The 16,011-nt window shown below is 63.0% G+C and carries 17 protein-coding genes; 15 read left to right on the top strand and 2 right to left on the bottom strand.

Going from position 1 to position 16,011, the window contains the following annotated elements:
- Positions 1-15 precede the first annotated feature (15 nt).
- The 4 genes from R3C98_RS01065 to R3C98_RS01050 all read left to right on the top strand — a co-directional run bounded on the left by R3C98_RS01065 (position 16) and on the right by R3C98_RS01050 (position 2,858).
- The gene (locus R3C98_RS01065; RefSeq protein WP_371312262.1) at positions 16-747 is read left to right on the top strand and encodes a sigma factor-like helix-turn-helix DNA-binding protein; all 732 of its coding nucleotides are present in this window, start codon (positions 16-18) and stop codon (positions 745-747) included.
- Between the two features lie 98 nt (positions 748-845).
- The gene (locus R3C98_RS01060) at positions 846-1,622 is read left to right on the top strand and encodes an SDR family oxidoreductase (RefSeq protein WP_371312261.1); all 777 of its coding nucleotides are present in this window, start codon (positions 846-848) and stop codon (positions 1,620-1,622) included.
- 32 nt (positions 1,623-1,654) lie between these two features.
- Positions 1,655-2,404 (top strand): hypothetical protein, encoded by a 750-nt coding sequence (locus R3C98_RS01055; protein ID WP_371312260.1) that lies wholly within the window; start codon positions 1,655-1,657, stop codon positions 2,402-2,404.
- A gap of 76 nt (positions 2,405-2,480) precedes the next feature.
- Positions 2,481-2,858, top strand: coding sequence for a VOC family protein (locus R3C98_RS01050; protein WP_371312259.1), 378 nt, complete (start codon positions 2,481-2,483; stop codon positions 2,856-2,858).
- Here the strand turns inward: R3C98_RS01050 and R3C98_RS01045 are convergent.
- A complete protein-coding gene (locus tag R3C98_RS01045) occupies positions 2,850-4,091 on the bottom strand; it encodes an MFS transporter (RefSeq protein WP_371312258.1) in 1,242 nt (413 codons plus the stop codon). The genes R3C98_RS01050 and R3C98_RS01045 overlap by 9 nt on opposite strands.
- A gap of 187 nt (positions 4,092-4,278) precedes the next feature.
- Here R3C98_RS01045 and R3C98_RS01040 point away from each other — a divergent pair, with 187 nt between their 5' ends.
- Genes R3C98_RS01040 through R3C98_RS01025 form a run of 4 tightly spaced genes read left to right on the top strand, consistent with a single transcriptional unit; the run spans position 4,279 to position 6,056 of the window.
- Complete coding sequence (locus tag R3C98_RS01040) at positions 4,279-4,599, top strand: YggT family protein (RefSeq protein ID WP_371312257.1); 321 nt, start codon at positions 4,279-4,281, stop codon at positions 4,597-4,599.
- A gap of 7 nt (positions 4,600-4,606) precedes the next feature.
- The gene (locus R3C98_RS01035) at positions 4,607-4,888 is read left to right on the top strand and encodes a DUF167 domain-containing protein (RefSeq protein ID WP_371312256.1); all 282 of its coding nucleotides are present in this window, start codon (positions 4,607-4,609) and stop codon (positions 4,886-4,888) included.
- Positions 4,885-5,772 carry a bifunctional methylenetetrahydrofolate dehydrogenase/methenyltetrahydrofolate cyclohydrolase FolD gene (gene folD / locus R3C98_RS01030; protein ID WP_371312255.1) on the top strand — a complete coding sequence of 296 codons (888 nt, stop codon included), beginning with the start codon at positions 4,885-4,887 and terminating at the stop codon, positions 5,770-5,772. The genes R3C98_RS01035 and folD overlap by 4 nt, the downstream gene beginning before the upstream one ends.
- Positions 5,769-6,056: an HNH endonuclease gene (locus tag R3C98_RS01025; RefSeq protein ID WP_371312254.1), complete on the top strand. Its 288-nt coding sequence runs from the start codon at positions 5,769-5,771 to the stop codon at positions 6,054-6,056. Before folD ends, R3C98_RS01025 begins: the two co-directional genes overlap by 4 nt.
- A gap of 22 nt (positions 6,057-6,078) precedes the next feature.
- Here the strand turns inward: R3C98_RS01025 and R3C98_RS01020 are convergent, their stop codons facing one another.
- The gene (locus R3C98_RS01020) at positions 6,079-6,819 is read right to left on the bottom strand and encodes a LytTR family DNA-binding domain-containing protein (RefSeq protein ID WP_371312253.1); all 741 of its coding nucleotides are present in this window, start codon (positions 6,817-6,819) and stop codon (positions 6,079-6,081) included.
- A gap of 176 nt (positions 6,820-6,995) precedes the next feature.
- On the opposite strand from R3C98_RS01020, the gene R3C98_RS01015 reads away from it, so the two are divergent.
- The 7 genes from R3C98_RS01015 (at position 6,996) to R3C98_RS00985 (ending at position 15,982) form a co-directional block, all read left to right on the top strand.
- Positions 6,996-7,415: a DUF2141 domain-containing protein gene (locus tag R3C98_RS01015; protein ID WP_371312252.1), complete on the top strand. Its 420-nt coding sequence runs from the start codon at positions 6,996-6,998 to the stop codon at positions 7,413-7,415.
- 28 nt (positions 7,416-7,443) lie between these two features.
- On the top strand, positions 7,444-7,989 hold the full coding sequence (locus tag R3C98_RS01010; RefSeq protein ID WP_371312251.1) for a DUF2306 domain-containing protein: 546 nt from the start codon (positions 7,444-7,446) through the stop codon (positions 7,987-7,989).
- A 69-nt stretch (positions 7,990-8,058) separates the two neighbouring features.
- Complete coding sequence (locus R3C98_RS01005) at positions 8,059-9,225, top strand: alkaline phosphatase D family protein (RefSeq protein ID WP_371312250.1); 1,167 nt, start codon at positions 8,059-8,061, stop codon at positions 9,223-9,225.
- A 5-nt stretch (positions 9,226-9,230) separates the two neighbouring features.
- Entirely contained in the window at positions 9,231-10,595 is a 1,365-nt protein-coding gene (locus R3C98_RS01000) for an MFS transporter (RefSeq protein WP_371312249.1), read from the top strand.
- A 103-nt stretch (positions 10,596-10,698) separates the two neighbouring features.
- The gene (gene sucC, locus R3C98_RS00995; protein ID WP_371312248.1) at positions 10,699-11,895 is read left to right on the top strand and encodes an ADP-forming succinate--CoA ligase subunit beta; all 1,197 of its coding nucleotides are present in this window, start codon (positions 10,699-10,701) and stop codon (positions 11,893-11,895) included.
- A gap of 8 nt (positions 11,896-11,903) precedes the next feature.
- Positions 11,904-12,806, top strand: a complete 903-nt coding sequence (gene sucD / locus R3C98_RS00990; protein WP_371312247.1) for a succinate--CoA ligase subunit alpha — start codon at positions 11,904-11,906, stop codon at positions 12,804-12,806.
- 167 nt (positions 12,807-12,973) lie between these two features.
- The gene (locus tag R3C98_RS00985; protein ID WP_371312245.1) at positions 12,974-15,982 is read left to right on the top strand and encodes a 2-oxoglutarate dehydrogenase E1 component; all 3,009 of its coding nucleotides are present in this window, start codon (positions 12,974-12,976) and stop codon (positions 15,980-15,982) included.
- Positions 15,983-16,011 lie beyond the last annotated feature (29 nt).

The raw sequence follows: 16,011 nt of genomic DNA, 5'->3' as shown, positions 1-16,011 counted from the left end.
CCGTTAGGATCAAGCATGATTTGGGCACAGGCTTACGAAACCAATCTTGACTGCCTTCGGCGGTACGCTGCGTTCTCATGCGGCTGCCAGGGGTTGGGCGATAATGTGGTCCATGACGCGCTCATGGACGTGCTCGGCACGGTTTCATCAGCCGAGACCGAGAACCGTCTTACCCTGTTCCAGAAAGTGGAAGCCTCCCTCCGGAACATGCCGGGCGCTGAAGCCGCCTTGTTCGATGCGCTTGGACGCTGGCGCCTGCTGAGCCCGCTCGAACGCCGGATGATCCTGCTGAACGTGATCGAAGGCTTCAGCATCGCCGAAGTGGCGCGGATCACCAGCCTTCCGAAAGGCGAGGTCAAAGCCGTGCTGGGCCGTGCCCGCATGATCTATGCAGACCGCCTGCCGGCAAGGGTCGGACTGATTGGCGGGAGTGACGCCATCCGTGCGGCCGTGGAAAGCACATTGCACAATCTGGACTACAGCCTGCTCTGGGCCGTCGCTGCAGAAGACGCCGGAGAGACCGCGTCGCTCGCTCCTGCCAGTCTGGTCGTGGTCGTGCAGGAGGGCGCGTCTCCCTTCAGCGTGGAGCAGTTCTGCAGTGGCTACACTGGCCCGGTGATCCTGGCACATGCCTGCGAAGGGGACGACCGGCTCAGCTCCCGGCTCTGGACGCTGCCGCTGGACAGCCTGGCGGACGAGACCCTTTTCAGCAGCATCCTGGTACACGCGCTGCTTTTTTCCGACTGAGGCTTCGGCTTTCCCTAAAGTGCATCTTGGCGGGGCCGCCCGCGACCTGTTAGCTGCGCCCAGAAAAACTGGCAGCAAAAAAACAGGAGGATACCGGCATGGGACGGGTTTCAGGAAAAATGGCGTTCATCACCGGCGGCGCGCAGGGGCTGGGCGAGGCGACCGCCCGCATGTTCGCGCGCGAAGGCGCCAAGGTCACCGTGACCGATATCAACGGCGCAGGCGCCGAAGCCGTTGCCGCCTCCATCAATGAAGAACATGGCGCGGGCACGGCCTTCGCCTGGCAGCATGACGTCACCGATGGCGACCGCTGGCAGGAAGTGCTGAAAAGCGCCTATGACGCGATGGGCGGCCTGAACGTGCTGGTCAACAATGCCGGCATCGGCTCGCTCGGCTCGGTCGAGGACGAGAGCTACGAGACCTTCAAGCACGTCCAGACGGTGGACGTGGATTCGATCTTCCTCGGCTGCAAATATGCGATCCCGATGATGCGTGATCACGGCCTCGGCTCGATCATCAACATCTCTTCCATCGCCGGCATCATCGCCAGCGGGAACTATGTCTCCTACAACACGGCGAAGGCGGCGGTGCGGCACATCTCGAAGTCGATTGCCCTGCACTGCGCCAAGTCGACCGGCGGCCAGATCCGCTGCAACTCGGTGCACCCGGTCTTCATCAACACGCCGATCCTGGACCGCACCAAGGAAATGTTCGGCGAGGAAGAAGCCCTCGCCAAGCTCGGCCGTCAGATCCCGCTCGGCAAGGTCGGCGAGCCCGACGACATCGCCTATGCCGTGCTCTATCTCGCCTCGGACGAGTCGAAACTGGTCACTGGCATCGAGCTGAAGGTGGATGGCGGCATCTCGGCCATGTAGGCTGGCCCCGACTCAGAAGAGGGGGCTTGCCGATGAAATTGCAGACCATGTGTGCGGGCCTCGCGCTGGCACTTGCAGCCTGCCAGAACGCTGACGGGGATGTCGGCGGCACGAAGGCCGATGCGACGAAGGCCACGCTAACCGGCGAAGCCTGTCCGGACGTCGGGGAGAAAGCTTATTTCTTCTGGATGGAAGCGCGCTCTGCTGAGCCCGGCGACAAGATCGCGATGTTCCCGTACTGGACGGACATGCCGGGCGCCTACAACGACCTGCCGCCCGGTTGCCTCGATAATCTCGGCGTTTCTCCGGAAGGTGCGGCGACGTTCATCCGGCAGGAGGATGGCCTGCCCATCGCTGAAGTCAGCGCCGACGTCGAAGCGGGCACACGCATCCGTCTCGAAGCGACCTATAACGGGCACAGCCTGAGCGGACCGGTCGAAGTGTTCCGCGCGGCGGACAATCCGCTGGTCGGCACGTGGCGGCAGGACGGGGAAGGGTGCCCGGAAGAAAGCGCCATCCGGGAACTGGTGTTCACGGGCGGCGGCGATTTCTCCGTCACCTGGACACCGTTCGAGGTCTACAAGTACTATTGGGGCAGCTACAGCTACGATCCGGAGACTGGTGCCATCGCGCTGGACGTCGAAGGCGGCAACCAGATTCCGGAAGATATCGTGCCGGAGGGCACTGTGACGGCAGACGAGACCGGGCTGCATTTCGAGACGCTGAGCTTCGGCACGCCGGGGCAGGCGACCGGCGCCTGCGATGGCGATTTTCCGAAATAACATTTATGCGCGCTTTTGCGCTTGCTGAAAAAATTGTTCTCATTATGTTCCGGCGCTCATTCAAGGAGGCTGAACCATGATCGGATATGTAATGCTGGGCACGAAGGACCTCGCGCGCGGCGGGAAGTTCTATGATGCCATCGCGGCGGAGCTGGGTGCAAAGCGCCTGATGGAAGACAAGCAGCTGATCGTCTGGGGCAAGCCCGGCCACAAGGCCGACTTTACCCTGACCTATCCGTGGGACCAGAACCCGGCCTCTGTCGGCAATGGCACGATGGTGGCGATCGAAGCGTCCAGCAAGGAACAGGTCGACCGGATCTACGAGATTGCGATGGCCAATGGGGCCAGCGACGAGGGCGCGCCGGGCCAGCGGTTCGAAACCTTCTATGCCGGCTATTTCCGCGACCTCGATGGCAACAAGCTGAACGTCTACTATTCCACCATGTCAGCCTGAGCCGAGGGGCCGCTTGCCGGTCACCAGAAGGGCATAGGCGCTCAGTATACAGAAGACGATGGCTGCGGCCATGAAAGGCAGGCTGGGATTGGTCATGTAGAGGACCGAGCCGAGCAGGGGGCCGACGACAAATCCGGCAGGCGGGGCAGAGGCAAGCAAGGCCGCGGCGCCCGCCTGTTCGGACCGGCCCACGGAAAGACTGCCCAGCGCATTGGCAGACGGCACAGCCAGCGCCGCACCGATCCCGACAATGACGAAGCTGACCATCACCATCCAGAAGGGATGGAAGAGGTCTGCCGACAGATAGCCCACGGCCAGCAGGCCAAGCCCGATGGGCAGGATACGCCGCGGGTCCGGACTGCGCCGGGAGACATAGCCGAACTGGACGATGATGATGGCAACCGAAGTGCACGCCATGGTCAGGCCCGTATAGAGCACGACGGCCTGTTTGGCGGTCTGCGCGGCGGTGTCGGTGAACTCGTACCGGTCTGCGATGAACCAGCCGATGGTCTGCTGGATCATGCCGACGGCGACGAAATAGACGAACAGGAAGGCAAGGTGCGGGAAGACGCGGGGGTCTCGCATCGAGAGTGCCGGCGGGCGCTCGTGGTGGTGCGGCAGCGGCCTTGTCGGCGGCAGGGCGATCGCGATCAGGACGGCAACGACCAGGTTGAACACGATCGTGCCCCAGAGCGGGGCCAGCGCCCCGATCCGGGCAAGGACGGCAGCACCCGCCGGGCCGAGGATCGAGCCGAGGCTCATCGCGGCGCCCAGCATGCCGAGGCCGCCTGCGCGGGTGGCCGGCGTCGTGGCATCTGTCATGGCCGCCATGGCGGCTGGCTGCAGGCCGGGGGCGAGGAAGCCGAACAGGGTGCGCACGAAGGCGAGCAGCAGGAAGGCCAGCAGGCCGGTGACGAGCCCGGCAAGCGCTGCGCTCAGCGCGAACAGGAACGCCATATTGGCCAGGCCCATGGCCGTCAGCGAGAAGATCATGACGCGCTTGCGGCCCACCCGGTCGGCGATGCGGCCCCAGATGGGCGTGAAGATCGTGTAGAGGACCGAGGAAAAGGTGAGGATGCCCGCGATCTCGATCTCGGTCAGGCCGGCCTCACGGGCGAGGGGGGCGACGACCACGAAATTGATCGTCATGCCCGCGCCCATCGACACGGTGCCGAGGGCGATCATCATTTTCTGGAACCGGGTCAGCGGCAACAGAGGGGTATCGGAGTCCATGTTTTCCGTCACCCGCCGTCTCTGCCTCCCTTTGAACTTTCCCCGAACCGGACAACGCTAGAACGCCCCGCGCGGCTTGCCAAACCCTTTCCTTGCGAAAGGGAGCTGCGACAGGGTCTTGCCTTGCCGGGGTGGGGCACACCAGTTTAAGGACGAAGAAACCCTGCTGAAACCACGGACCCCGCGCATGCATTCCCTTCTTGTGGCGATCTATCTCTATTTCCTGAGCCCGCTTCTGACGCTGCTCCTGTTCCTCATCTTCGCCTATGTGATCATGAGCTGGCTGATCGCGTTTGGCGTTGTGTCGATGCACAATCAGACCGTGCGGCAGATCCAGTCGGCGCTCGACAGCGTGATGCTGCCGATGTTGCGGCCGATCCAGCGTCATGTGCCGCCGCTCGGCCAGCTGGACCTGTCGGTCTTCCTGCTCGCGCTCGGCATCATGTTCACCAAGGACTGGCTGCTGCCAACGATCATCGGTTTCACTCGCCCGTCACTCGGATACTGAGGCCGGATTGCAGCATCGCCTGACCGTCCGCGTCCAGCCCAAGGCCTCGGCAGACCGGGTCGAGGACTGGGCGGAGGACGATGCCGGACGGAAATTCCTGAAAATTCGCGTGCGGGCTGTGCCGGAGGACGGCAAGGCAAATGACGCTGTCCAGAAATTGGTCGCCAAGTGGCTTGGCGTGCCGAAGTCTGCGGTCAGAGTCGTGACAGGGGGCAAGACTCGGCTAAAAGGCCTCGAAATCGAAGGGCCGCCTGAGCTTGCGGCCCGGCTCAGCGGGGATGAGACATGACCGCCATTCGGATCAGTGGAAACGAAGTCGCCGCCGATGTGCGCGCCAAAGTCGCCGCAGAAGTCGCGAAGCTGCCCGTAAAGCCGTGCCTTTCCGTGATTCTGGTCGGGGAAGACCCGGCGAGCGAAGTCTATGTCCGCGCCAAGATCAAGGACACCGAAGGGGTCGGCATGATCTCCCGGCACCATCGCCTGCCGGCGACGGCCACACAGGAAGAAGTCGAGACCCTGATCGCGGGCCTCAACGCCGATGAAGAGGTCGATGGCATCCTGCTGCAACTGCCGCTGCCGAAGGGCCTCGATCCCGATGCGGCGATTGAGCGGATCGACCCGTCCAAGGATGTTGATGGCCTGACCGAAGTCTCTGCCGGGCGGCTGTCGCTGGGCAAGCCGGGCCTGCGTTCGTGCACGCCGTCGGGCTGTGTGATCCTTGCGAAGCGCGCCCTCGGCGATGACCTCTCCGGCAAGCATGTCGTGGTGATCGGCCGCTCCATCCTGGTCGGCAAGCCGGCCGCGCTCCTGTTCCTGGCCGAGAACTGTACTGTCACCATCGCCCATTCGCGCACGAAGGACCTGGCCGCCGTCTGCCGCGAGGCGGATATTCTCGTGCCGGCTGTCGGACGCCCGCAAATGGTGAAGGGCGACTGGCTGAAGCCCGGCGCCGCAGTCATCGATGTCGGCATCAACCGCATCGACGCCCCGGAAAAAGGGGAGGGCAAGACCCGTCTCGTCGGCGATGCGGACTATGCCAGCTGCGCTGAGGTCGCCGGTCATATCACGCCGGTGCCCGGCGGGGTCGGCCCGATGACGCGCGCCTGCCTGCTGGTCAACACGTTGCAGGCCGCCTGCGCACGCCGGGGCCTGCCGGTGCCGGTCGTCGGATGAGCCAGCCTTACGCCCCCACCGAGACGCCGCTGTTCAAGGCCTTGTGGGAGGCCCAGGAAGGTCGCTGCGCCCTGTGCGGGCAGTCGATGCCGTCGAGCCGGTTCGATGTGGCGCATTCCACGCTCTGGAAACACCAGCGGCCGACCTATGACCACATCATCGCAGTGGCCCGCGGGGGCGCGGATTCGGCTGACAATCTGCAGCTCGCCCATGCGCGCTGCAACAAGGTGAAGGGCATGGGCAATGTCCGCCCGCCTGTTCAGAGAGACCGGGACAAGGACTAGGCCGCCAGACCGGGCGGGACGTCTAGGAGAGCCCGGCCTCTTTCGCGGCGGTCTGATAGGTGCGGGAAACAGGCACTTCTGTGCCGTTCTTCAGGACCAGAACCAGCTTGCCATTGTCGCGCCGCGCATCGCTGACGCCGCCCTTGGCGACCCACCACGACCGGTGCACCTGCACGCCCGCGGCGCCATCCAGTTCGCGCACCGCATCAGCCAGCCGCATCAGGATCAGTTCCTCGCCAAGATCGGTGTAGACCCGCACATAGTGGTCTTCCGATGAAATCGCCCAAAGCTCTGCATGGCGGTACTTCACAGGCAGCCGGTCGAGAAAGCGTTGTGCGGCATCGATTGCCAGCGCCGGACCTGTCCTGCCGTGCGTTTGCGCCCGCGAAACGAGAATGCCGATCAGCGTCAGCACCAGCGAAATGGCGAACACATAGACATACTGCATCGGCACCTGATCGGCTGGCATCCAGTATCCGAACGCCCCCATGAACAGGTACAGCGACAGAAGGACCGGCAGGGAAATGACGGCGGCAGTGATAATCGCCTGCACCGGCAGAAGGTCGCCAACGATCCTTCGCTGGAAGATGTAAGGCAGGACCAGTTCCGCAGTGGTGACACCGACCGTGCAGGTCAGGATCCACATCAGGAAGCGGACCCAGGCGGACGTGTCCTCGGAATAGACGCCGAAAAAGGTCAGCATCGCCGCGACCCCGAGGATCACCGCCGCATCGCGCAGCCGGTTCTTCAGGTGTTGCGGCATGAAATCTCCTCTGCATTTCGCGCTTCGTGAAGCGTTCTGGCCGTATTTCGCGAAGGATTCCAGCCTCTCCACGTAGTTCACGTGGCAGGGCCCTCACCGGCTGGCCAATGTCTCCTCATCGAACGCCGGGCAGGGGGCCATCAGGCCGGGTCCGGCCTCTGAAAGAGGAGACATACATGAAACGCATTCTGAACGCCGTCATTGCCGCTGCCCTTGGCGCCGGGATTGCCGGACAGGCCGCCGCGGCGGATCTCACCGTTCGCATCGAGGGTGTGGAAGCCGCCACCGGCACATTCCATGTCGCGATCTTCGACGCGGACGGCTGGGACGGCAACGATGCCGTGGCAGGCAAGCTGACCGCCGCAGAAGAGGGCGCCGAGCTGACCTTCAGCGACCTCGAACCAGGCGCCTATGGCATCCGGATTTATCAGGATGTCGACAACAATGGCGAACTGAACCTCGGCATGTGGGGCATCCCCAGCGAACCCTATGGCTTCTCCCGGGATGCTTCGGCCCGCATGGGCCCGCCGAGATTCAAATCGGTCCGCTTCGACCTGCCGGAAGCCGGCACCGTCCAGACCATCACGCTCCAGTAATTCAACTCCAATGAAGGGACCTTCCATCATGTCCGACCTTGCCCAAACCTTTCGTCGCATCGGCCTGCCCAGGCGTTTGAGCGGCAACATGATCCTGCTGATCGTCGCGCCTGTCGCTTACGGCATCATCAGCTGGCTCATTCTGAAATCCGCCGGAAATCCGCCGGTTCATTTCCGGATCGACGTATCGCCGCTCATTGAGGCCGCTTTCGTGGTGAAGCTTCATGTGGTGGGCGCGGTGATCGCCTTCGTGACCGGCATCGTGCTGCTGCGCGGAGTGAAAGGGTCGGGCTTGCATCGCAAGCTCGGCTACACCTGGGTGGCGGCGATGGGCCTGACGGCGATCAGCTCTTTCTTCATCACCGGGCTCAATGGCCACAATTACAGCATCATCCACGGCATTTCGGCCTGGACGGTGATCGCCCTGCCAATGGCCGTCGCCGCAGCCCGGCGCCGGAACATCCGCAAACATGCCAAAGGCATGACGAGTGCCTTCGTAGGAGGCTTGTTGATCGCAGGTTTGTTCACTTTCCTTCCGGGGCGGATGCTCTGGACGATTTTCTTTGCAGTGTGACGGTGTGAGCCCTTACCGCTCTGCCGAAAGACAGCTACACGAGGGTGTAGCCAGAAAAGAGAGCGGGAGATGAAGAGGGCAGCCCTTTTAGTATCGATGATCGGTCTCGCCGCCTGCCAGGCGCCGGGGCCGATTTCCATTCCGGGGATCACGCGCGCGCCGCAGAGTGCCGAAGAAGCTCTGGAGGCGTATTATCGCGGACTGCCGGATGAGCTTTATCCTGTCGCGCCGGAGGGGTTGCCGCTGCCATCTTCAGACACAGTGCTGACGCGGATCCTGGTGGGCTCCTGCCTCAATGAAGAGAAGGGCGACAATCAGGCCCTGCGTTCGGTCGCGGCCATGCCGGCTGACCTGTTCATGATGATCGGGGACAATGTCTACGGCGACACGGACGGGGAGGCCTATCGCACCGGGGACGCTGACCTGACGGAGTTGCGCGAGAGCTTTGCAGACCTCGCGGCCCGGCCGGATTTCCAGGCCGTGCGCAAGGCGCATCCGATGATGGTCGCGTGGGACGATCATGATTACGGCCTGAACGATGGCGGCAAGCATTTCGCTTTCCGGCGCGAGTCGGAACGGATTCACGAACGGTTCTGGGGCCTGGCCAACAAGGATGTCGGCGCATGGCCGGGCACTTATTATGCCCGTACCTTCGGCCCGGAAGGCCAGCGCACGCAGATCATCATGCTGGATACGCGCTACTTCCGGTCCGACCTTACGGATACGGACGCGCCGGGCGCCGCGGGCAAGGAACGCTATATGCCGTCCAGCGACCCGAACCAGGACATGCTGGGCAATGACCAGTGGACCTGGCTGGAAAACGAACTTCAGAAGCCGGCTGACCTGCGCCTGATCGTCTCGTCGGTGCAGGTGATACCCAACGTGCATGGCTGGGAAGCCTGGTCGCTCCTGCCGGAAGAACGCGCGCGGCTCTACGGCCTGATCAATGAGACGGGCGCCAACGGGGTCGTGTTCGTCTCCGGCGACCGCCACACCGCCTTCCTCTACAGGGCCGACGATCTGCTGTCTTACCCTGCCTATGAACTGACCGCTTCCTCGTTCAACAAGTCGTACAGGGATACGACCGACGAAATGGATGCGGCCCAGATCGGGGCGGGGTACCCGAAAGAGAATTTCGGATCACTGGATATTAACTGGACCGAGGGTACGGTGACGCTCGCAATCCACGCCAGTGACGGTTCAACTGTCGAGGAAGCAACCGACAAATTCAGGTAGGCAGAATGCCTCTCAGTCCCTCGATGTCCGACACGCGTAACGTGATTGTCCTTATCATCGCCGTGATGATCCTCCAGATCGCCGGCGGTTTGATCAGCGTGCTGACACCTCTCGGTCTCGAAGCGATGGGCACGCCGCCGCAGGCGATCGGCCTGATCGCGGCACTTTATGCCGCCGGCTTCATGCTGGGGGCGTGGCTCGCCCCGCGGGCGCTGGCGACCTTCGGCCATATCCGCCTGTTCGCGGCGGCCTCTGCCATGAACGCGGTGAGCGTGCTGTCGCTGTCGCTGGTGCATGATGCGATGTTCTGGGCGCCGCTGCGCATGGTCATGGGTGTGACGCTCGCATTCAGCTTCACCAGTATCGAAAGCTGGCTCGGCAGCGCAGTGCCGGACAAGTCTCGCGGAAACGTGATGGGTATCTATCACACCGGGGCGAAGCTCTCGCTGATGGTCGGCCCGTTCTTCGTGGCGGGGCTGTCGCCGCTGGACACGCGGGCCTACACCTGGGCGGCGCTGTTCCTGTCGCTCGCCCTCGTGCCGGTTTGCCTGACGCGCAAGGAACAGCCGCCTGTGCCGGAGCGGCGGTCGATGCCGCTGAAGTCGCTTTACCAGCTCGCACCGGCGGCTGTGCTGGGCGCACTGATCGCCGGGACGGTGAACACGGGCACCCAGTCGCTTCTGCCGATCTATTTCGAAGGCTTCGAAATCGGGGGAGGGGGCACCGCTGCGGCCGCTATCGCCAGTGCGGCGGCGTGGGCTGGCGGTCTGTTGCTGCAGTGGCCGGCCGGGCGCCTGTCTGACCGAATCGAACGGCGGCTCGTGATCGCGGGTCTCGGCGGCATGTCGGCGCTCGCGGCCCTGTTCATCGCAATTTTCGGCACGCGTCTCAGTGAAGTATCCGTCATCGTGGCCCTCGGCTTCTGGGGCGCCGGGGCGCTGTCCTTCTACAGCCTCTGTGTGGCGCACGCGATTGACCGGACACCCAAGGTCCTGATCCCTCAGGTCATGTCCGGCCTGCTGTTTGTCTGGGCCGTGGGGTCAATCGTCGGGCCGCTCCTGTCAGGCTTCGCGATGCGGGCAGATGGCGAGACGGGCCTGTTCGGGCTGGCGGGCCTGCTGCTGATTGTACTGACCGTTGTGATGGTGATGCGCGTGCGCTCCAAACCGGTTGCAATCGAGGACAAACTCGCTGAATGGAGCCCCGTCCTTCCGACGCCTCTGGCCAGCGTGAAGCTCGATCCGCGCATGTCGGAACGCCCGGCAGATCCGGCGCAGGACCCCGCGGAGGAAGCGGCCCCGGAAGACGGCGGGGAAGAGGCACCGGATTCCCCGGCTGCTATTGAGGACGGGGCTGAGTCCAAAGTTTAATACCCAGCTGGTTGCGGCAACACTCAGGCCTGTTATATAGCGGCCCACCACGCTGGGGCAGTGACCCTGCCGGGGCGGACCAGGCAAACAAGGCAAGAGCAGAATGAACATCCACGAATACCAGGCCAAAGCCGTGCTGAAATCTTTCGGCGCGCCGGTCGCGGACGGTGTACCCGTCCTGTCTCTGGACGATGTCCAGAAAGCTGTCGACACACTTCCCGGACCGCTCTGGGTCGTTAAATCGCAGATCCACGCGGGCGGCCGCGGCAAGGGCAAATTCGTGGAGCCGGAAGCCGGCGAAAAAGGCGGTGTCCGCCTCGCATTCAGCAAAGAAGACGTGATGACTTTCGCCAAGCAGATGCTCGGCAAGCACCTCGTCACCGCCCAGACCGGCGCAGCCGGCAAGCAGGTCAACCGCCTCTATATCGAAGACGGCGCCGACATTGACCGCGAACTCTACCTCTCCATGCTGGTTGACCGCTCCACCTCGCGCGTCGCCTTCATGGTCTCCACCGAAGGCGGCATGGACATCGAACAGGTGGCCCACGACACGCCGGAGAAAATCCTGACCCTCAGCATCGACCCGGAAACCGGCGTCACCGATGCGGACATTGCCAAGCTGAATGACGCGCTGAAGCTGGAAGGCGCGGCGGCTGAAGACGGCAAGAAACTGTTCCCGATCCTCTACAAGGCGTTCACCGAGAAGGACATGAGCCTCCTCGAAGTGAACCCGCTGATCGTCATGGAAGACGGCCACCTGCGCGTCCTCGACGCCAAGGTCTCCTTCGACGGCAACGCCCTGTTCCGCCACCCGGACATCGTCGACCTCCGTGACAAGACCGAGGAAGACGAAAAGGAAATCGAGGCCTCCGAATGGGACCTCGCCTACATCGCCCTCGACGGCACCATCGGCTGCATGGTCAACGGCGCAGGCCTCGCCATGGCGACGATGGACATCATCAAGCTGTACGGCGAAGAGCCGGCCAACTTCTGTGACGTCGGCGGCGGCGCCGGCAAGGAGAAGGTGGCAGCAGCCTTCAAGATCATCATGAAGGACCCGAACGTGAAGGGCATCCTCGTGAACATCTTCGGCGGCATCATGAAGTGCGACGTGATCGCCGAAGGCGTGATCGCAGCCGTGAAAGAAACCAATCTGGCGGTTCCGCTGGTCGTGCGCCTTGAGGGCACGAACGTGGAACTCGGCAAGAAAATCATCGCAGAAAGCGGCCTGAATGTCATTTCGGCCGACGACCTCGACGATGCCGCCCAGAAAATCGTGAACGCAGTTAAAGGCGCCTGAGACCAGACATGTCCATTCTCATCGACAAGAATACCAAGATCCTCACTCAGGGCATGACCGGCAACACCGGTTCGTTCCACACCAACCAGGCGCTGGCCTATTTCGGCACCCAGATGGTGGGTGGTATCCACCCGAAGAAGGGCGGCGAAATGTGGAAGGCCGACAACGGCCAGGAACTGCCGATCTTCGCCTCCGTCGCCGAAGGCAAGGAGCGTACGGGCGCTGACGCCTCCGTGGTCTACGTGCCGCCGGCCGGCGCTGCGGCTGCCATCGAAGAAGCCATCGATGCTGAAATCCCGCTGATCGTCTGCATCACGGAAGGCGTTCCGGTGCTCGACATGGTGCGCGTGAAGGCGAAACTGGAAAAATCCAAGTCGCGCCTGATCGGTCCGAACTGCCCGGGCCTTATCACCGCCAACGAGTGCAAGATCGGCATCATGCCGGGCTCCATCTTCAAGAAGGGCTCTGTCGGCGTCGTCTCACGTTCGGGCACGCTGACCTATGAAGCCGTGTTCCAGACCACTCAGGTGGGCCTCGGACAGACATCTGCTGTCGGAATCGGCGGCGACCCGGTCAAAGGCACGGAATTTATCGACATTCTCGAAATGTACCTTGCCGATGACGAAACCGAGTCCATCATCATGATTGGTGAGATCGGCGGCAGCGCGGAAGAAGAAGCCGCGCAGTTCCTGATCGACGAAGCCAAGAAGGGCCGCAAGAAGCCGATGGTCGGCTTCATCGCGGGCCGTACCGCGCCTCCGGGCCGGACGATGGGCCATGCCGGTGCCATCGTGTCGGGCGGCAAAGGCGATGCGGAGAGCAAGATTGCTGCAATGGAAGCAGCAGGCATCCGTGTCTCGCCGTCGCCGGCACGCCTCGGTACGACCATGGTCGAGGTACTGAAGGGCTAGAAAGCCCTGATAAATTGAGCCAGGACGGCCCGTGGCGGGCCAGCTCTTGGCGTGGCCAGGATCTGACCCCGCCCAGGCCGTCCTCACATATGCACCCGGTAGGTACCGGGAAACCATTCCGTTCCTAAATAGTCGGGAACGGAAATGTCCCAGAGGACGACACGGAAATGGCAGACGACGGCAGCCCGATGAATGGTTCGCGCAGCAAGGGCAATTCGGCCCTTCTGGACACAGCCTTCCTGTATGGCGGCTCGGCCCAGTGGATCGAGCAGATGCAGGCGGCCTATGCGAAGAACCCCAGCTCTGTTCCGGAGAGCTGGCGGGCCTTCTTCGCTGATCTTGGCGACGACACATTGAGCGCAGAGCGCAATGCCGAAGGCGCGACCTGGAAGCGCAGCGACTGGCCCCGGCCGGCGATGGACGAGCAGGTTGCCGCCTTTGACGGCAACTGGCCGCTGCTGGAGCCAAAGCTCGAAAAGAAGATCAAGGGTGCCCAGCCGGCCGCCTCCGAAGCGGACGTGCACCGTGCGGTGAAGGATTCGATCCACGCGATCATGATGATCCGTGCCTTCCGTATGCGCGGCCACCTGGCGGCCCAGCTTGACCCGCTGCGCCTCGAAACGCCGGACGCCCAGCCTGAACTCGATCCCGCCACCTATGGCTTCGGTCCGGAAGACATGGACCGCCGCATCTTCATCGACGGCTATCTCGGCCTCGAAACGGCGACGATCCCGGAAATGCTGGAGATCCTGCAGCGGACCTACTGCTCGACCATCGGCATCGAGTTCATGCACATCTCCGACCCGGAAGAAAAATCCTGGCTGCAGGAACGGATCGAGGGCCCGGACAAGGGCGTTGCGTTCACCGAGCAGGGCAAGAAGGCGATCCTCGCCAAGCTGATCGAAGCGGAAACCTTCGAGCGCTTCCTGCACAAGCGTTATCCGGGCACCAAGCGTTTCGGCCTTGATGGCGGCGAAGCGGCCGTGCCGGCGCTGGAGCAGATCATCAAGCGCGGCGGCGCGCTCGGCGTGAAGGAAATCGTGGTCGGCATGCCGCACCGCGGTCGCCTCAACATGCTGGCTGCCGTGATGGGCAAGCCCTACGAGCAGATCTTCCACGAATTCCAGGGCGGTAACACGCAAGGCGCCGATGCGTTCGGCTCCGGCGATGTGAAATACCACCTCGGTGCCTCGTCCGACCGCGAATTCGACGGCAACAAGGTTCACCTGTCGATGAACGCCAACCCGTCGCACCTTGAAGCGGTCGACCCGGTCGTGCTCGGCAAGTCGCGCTCCAAGCAGGAGATGAGCCACCGCGAGACCGGCACGCTGGATCGCTCCATCGTGTTGCCGCTGCTGCTGCACGGCGATGCGGCCTTTGCGGGGCAGGGCGTTGTGTCCGAATGTTTCGCATTGTCGGGCCTTCAGGGCTACCGCACCGGCGGCACGATCCACTTCATCGTGAACAACCAGATCGGCTTTACGACCAGCCCGATCTATTCGCGCTCTTCTCCGTACCCGTCGGATGTGGCGCTGATGGTCCAGGCGCCGATCTTCCACGTCAATGGCGACGATCCGGAAGCGGTGACCTATGCCGCCAAGGTGGCGACCGAATACCGGCAGAAGTTCCACAAGGACGTTGTCATCGACATGTTCTGCTACCGGCGCTTCGGTCACAATGAGGGCGACGAGCCCATGTTCACCCAGCCGGTGATGTACAAGAAGATCAAGGATCACGTGTCGACGCGCGAGATCTACGGCCAACGCCTCGTGGCCGAAGGTCTTCTGACGGCGGAGCAGGTCGAACAGCAGGTCGCCGATTTCGAAACCTATCTCGATCGCGAATTCGAGGCCGGCAAGGGCTTTAAGGCGAAGAAGGCCGACTGGCTGGACGGTGAGTGGAAAGGCCTTGGCCTGCCGCACGACGACGAGCGCCGCGGCAAGACCGGCGTTGCCAAGAAGCGGCTCCTTTCGATTGGCCAGTCCATCACGACCGTGCCCGAAGGTGTCGACATCCACCGCACGCTCGCCCGCGTTATCGACAACCGTGCCCAGACGATCTCGAAGGGGCAGGGGCTCGACTGGGCAACGGCCGAGCATCTCGCTTTTGCGACGCTGGTGGATGAAGGCTTCCCGGTGCGCCTCTCCGGTCAGGATTGCGGTCGCGGCACCTTCTCGCAGCGCCACAGCCACATCGTCGACCAGACGACCGGCGAGAAATACACACCGCTCAACAATATCCGCGACGGCCAGGCCCATTATGAAGTGATCGACTCGCTGCTCTCGGAAGAGGCGGTGCTCGGTTACGAATACGGCTACTCGCTGGCCGACCCGAACACGCTGACCCTGTGGGAAGCCCAGTTCGGCGACTTCGCGAACGGCGCGCAGGTCTTCTTCGACCAGTTCATCTCGTCGGCCGAGCGCAAATGGCTGCGGATGTCGGGCCTCGTGGTCCTGCTGCCGCATGGTTATGAAGGTCAGGGTCCGGAACACTCTTCCGCCCGCCTTGAGCGCTACCTGCAGATGTGCGCCGAAGACAATATGCAGGTCTGCAACCTGACGACGCCGGCGAACTATTTCCACGCGCTGCGCCGCCAGATCCACCGTGACTTCCGCAAGCCCCTGATCATCATGACGCCGAAATCGCTTCTGCGTCACAAGCTGGCGACGTCTTCGCTGGACGACATGGGCTCCAAGACGAGCTTCCACCGCGTCCTGTGGGACGATGCGGAGACCGAAGGCCGTGAAGGCAAGATCAAGCTGGCCAAGGACAACAAGATCCGCCGCGTCGTGCTGTGCTCGGGCAAGGTCTATTACGACCTGTTCGAGAAGCGCGAGGAGATGGGCATCGATGATGTCTACCTGATGCGGATCGAACAGTTCTATCCGGTGCCGCGCAAGTCCATGATGAAGGAAATGTCCCGCTTCAAGCAGGCTGAATTCGTCTGGTGCCAGGAAGAGCCGCGCAATATGGGCGGCTGGACCTTTATCCGCGACGAGATCGAATGGTGTGCCGCTCAGATCGGTGCCAAGATCCCGCGTCCGCGCTATGCAGGCCGCGCGCCTTCGGCAGCCACGGCCACCGGCCTCCTGTCGAAGCACAATGCAGAGCAGAACGCCCTCGTCACGACAGCCCTGTCACCCGATCCGGTCGATGACCGCATCGTTTCGCCCTGACTTTCAGAAACATAAAAACGCATACGGAT

Origin of the sequence: Hyphomonas sp. (genome assembly GCF_041398465.1) — a bacterium.
GTDB lineage: Bacteria > Pseudomonadota > Alphaproteobacteria > Caulobacterales > Hyphomonadaceae > Hyphomonas.
Note: the sequence above shows the minus strand (reverse complement) of the source record. Positions and strands in the feature narration are given on the sequence as shown.

Coding starts and splice junctions, on each gene's coding strand:
- R3C98_RS01045 (WP_371312258.1), bottom strand. CDS start 4,091: ATGGACTCCGATACCCCTCTGTTGCCGCTGACCCGGTTCCAGAAAATG.
- R3C98_RS01065 (WP_371312262.1), top strand. CDS start 16: ATGATTTGGGCACAGGCTTACGAAACCAATCTTGACTGCCTTCGGCGG.
- sucD (WP_371312247.1), top strand. CDS start 11,904: ATGTCCATTCTCATCGACAAGAATACCAAGATCCTCACTCAGGGCATG.
- R3C98_RS01005 (WP_371312250.1), top strand. CDS start 8,059: ATGAAGAGGGCAGCCCTTTTAGTATCGATGATCGGTCTCGCCGCCTGC.
- R3C98_RS01040 (WP_371312257.1), top strand. CDS start 4,279: ATGCATTCCCTTCTTGTGGCGATCTATCTCTATTTCCTGAGCCCGCTT.
- R3C98_RS01020 (WP_371312253.1), bottom strand. CDS start 6,819: ATGCCGCAACACCTGAAGAACCGGCTGCGCGATGCGGCGGTGATCCTC.
- R3C98_RS01010 (WP_371312251.1), top strand. CDS start 7,444: ATGTCCGACCTTGCCCAAACCTTTCGTCGCATCGGCCTGCCCAGGCGT.
- R3C98_RS01000 (WP_371312249.1), top strand. CDS start 9,231: ATGCCTCTCAGTCCCTCGATGTCCGACACGCGTAACGTGATTGTCCTT.
- R3C98_RS01055 (WP_371312260.1), top strand. CDS start 1,655: ATGAAATTGCAGACCATGTGTGCGGGCCTCGCGCTGGCACTTGCAGCC.
- R3C98_RS01015 (WP_371312252.1), top strand. CDS start 6,996: ATGAAACGCATTCTGAACGCCGTCATTGCCGCTGCCCTTGGCGCCGGG.
- folD (WP_371312255.1), top strand. CDS start 4,885: ATGACCGCCATTCGGATCAGTGGAAACGAAGTCGCCGCCGATGTGCGC.
- R3C98_RS01050 (WP_371312259.1), top strand. CDS start 2,481: ATGATCGGATATGTAATGCTGGGCACGAAGGACCTCGCGCGCGGCGGG.
- sucC (WP_371312248.1), top strand. CDS start 10,699: ATGAACATCCACGAATACCAGGCCAAAGCCGTGCTGAAATCTTTCGGC.
- R3C98_RS00985 (WP_371312245.1), top strand. CDS start 12,974: ATGGCAGACGACGGCAGCCCGATGAATGGTTCGCGCAGCAAGGGCAAT.
- R3C98_RS01025 (WP_371312254.1), top strand. CDS start 5,769: ATGAGCCAGCCTTACGCCCCCACCGAGACGCCGCTGTTCAAGGCCTTG.
- R3C98_RS01060 (WP_371312261.1), top strand. CDS start 846: ATGGGACGGGTTTCAGGAAAAATGGCGTTCATCACCGGCGGCGCGCAG.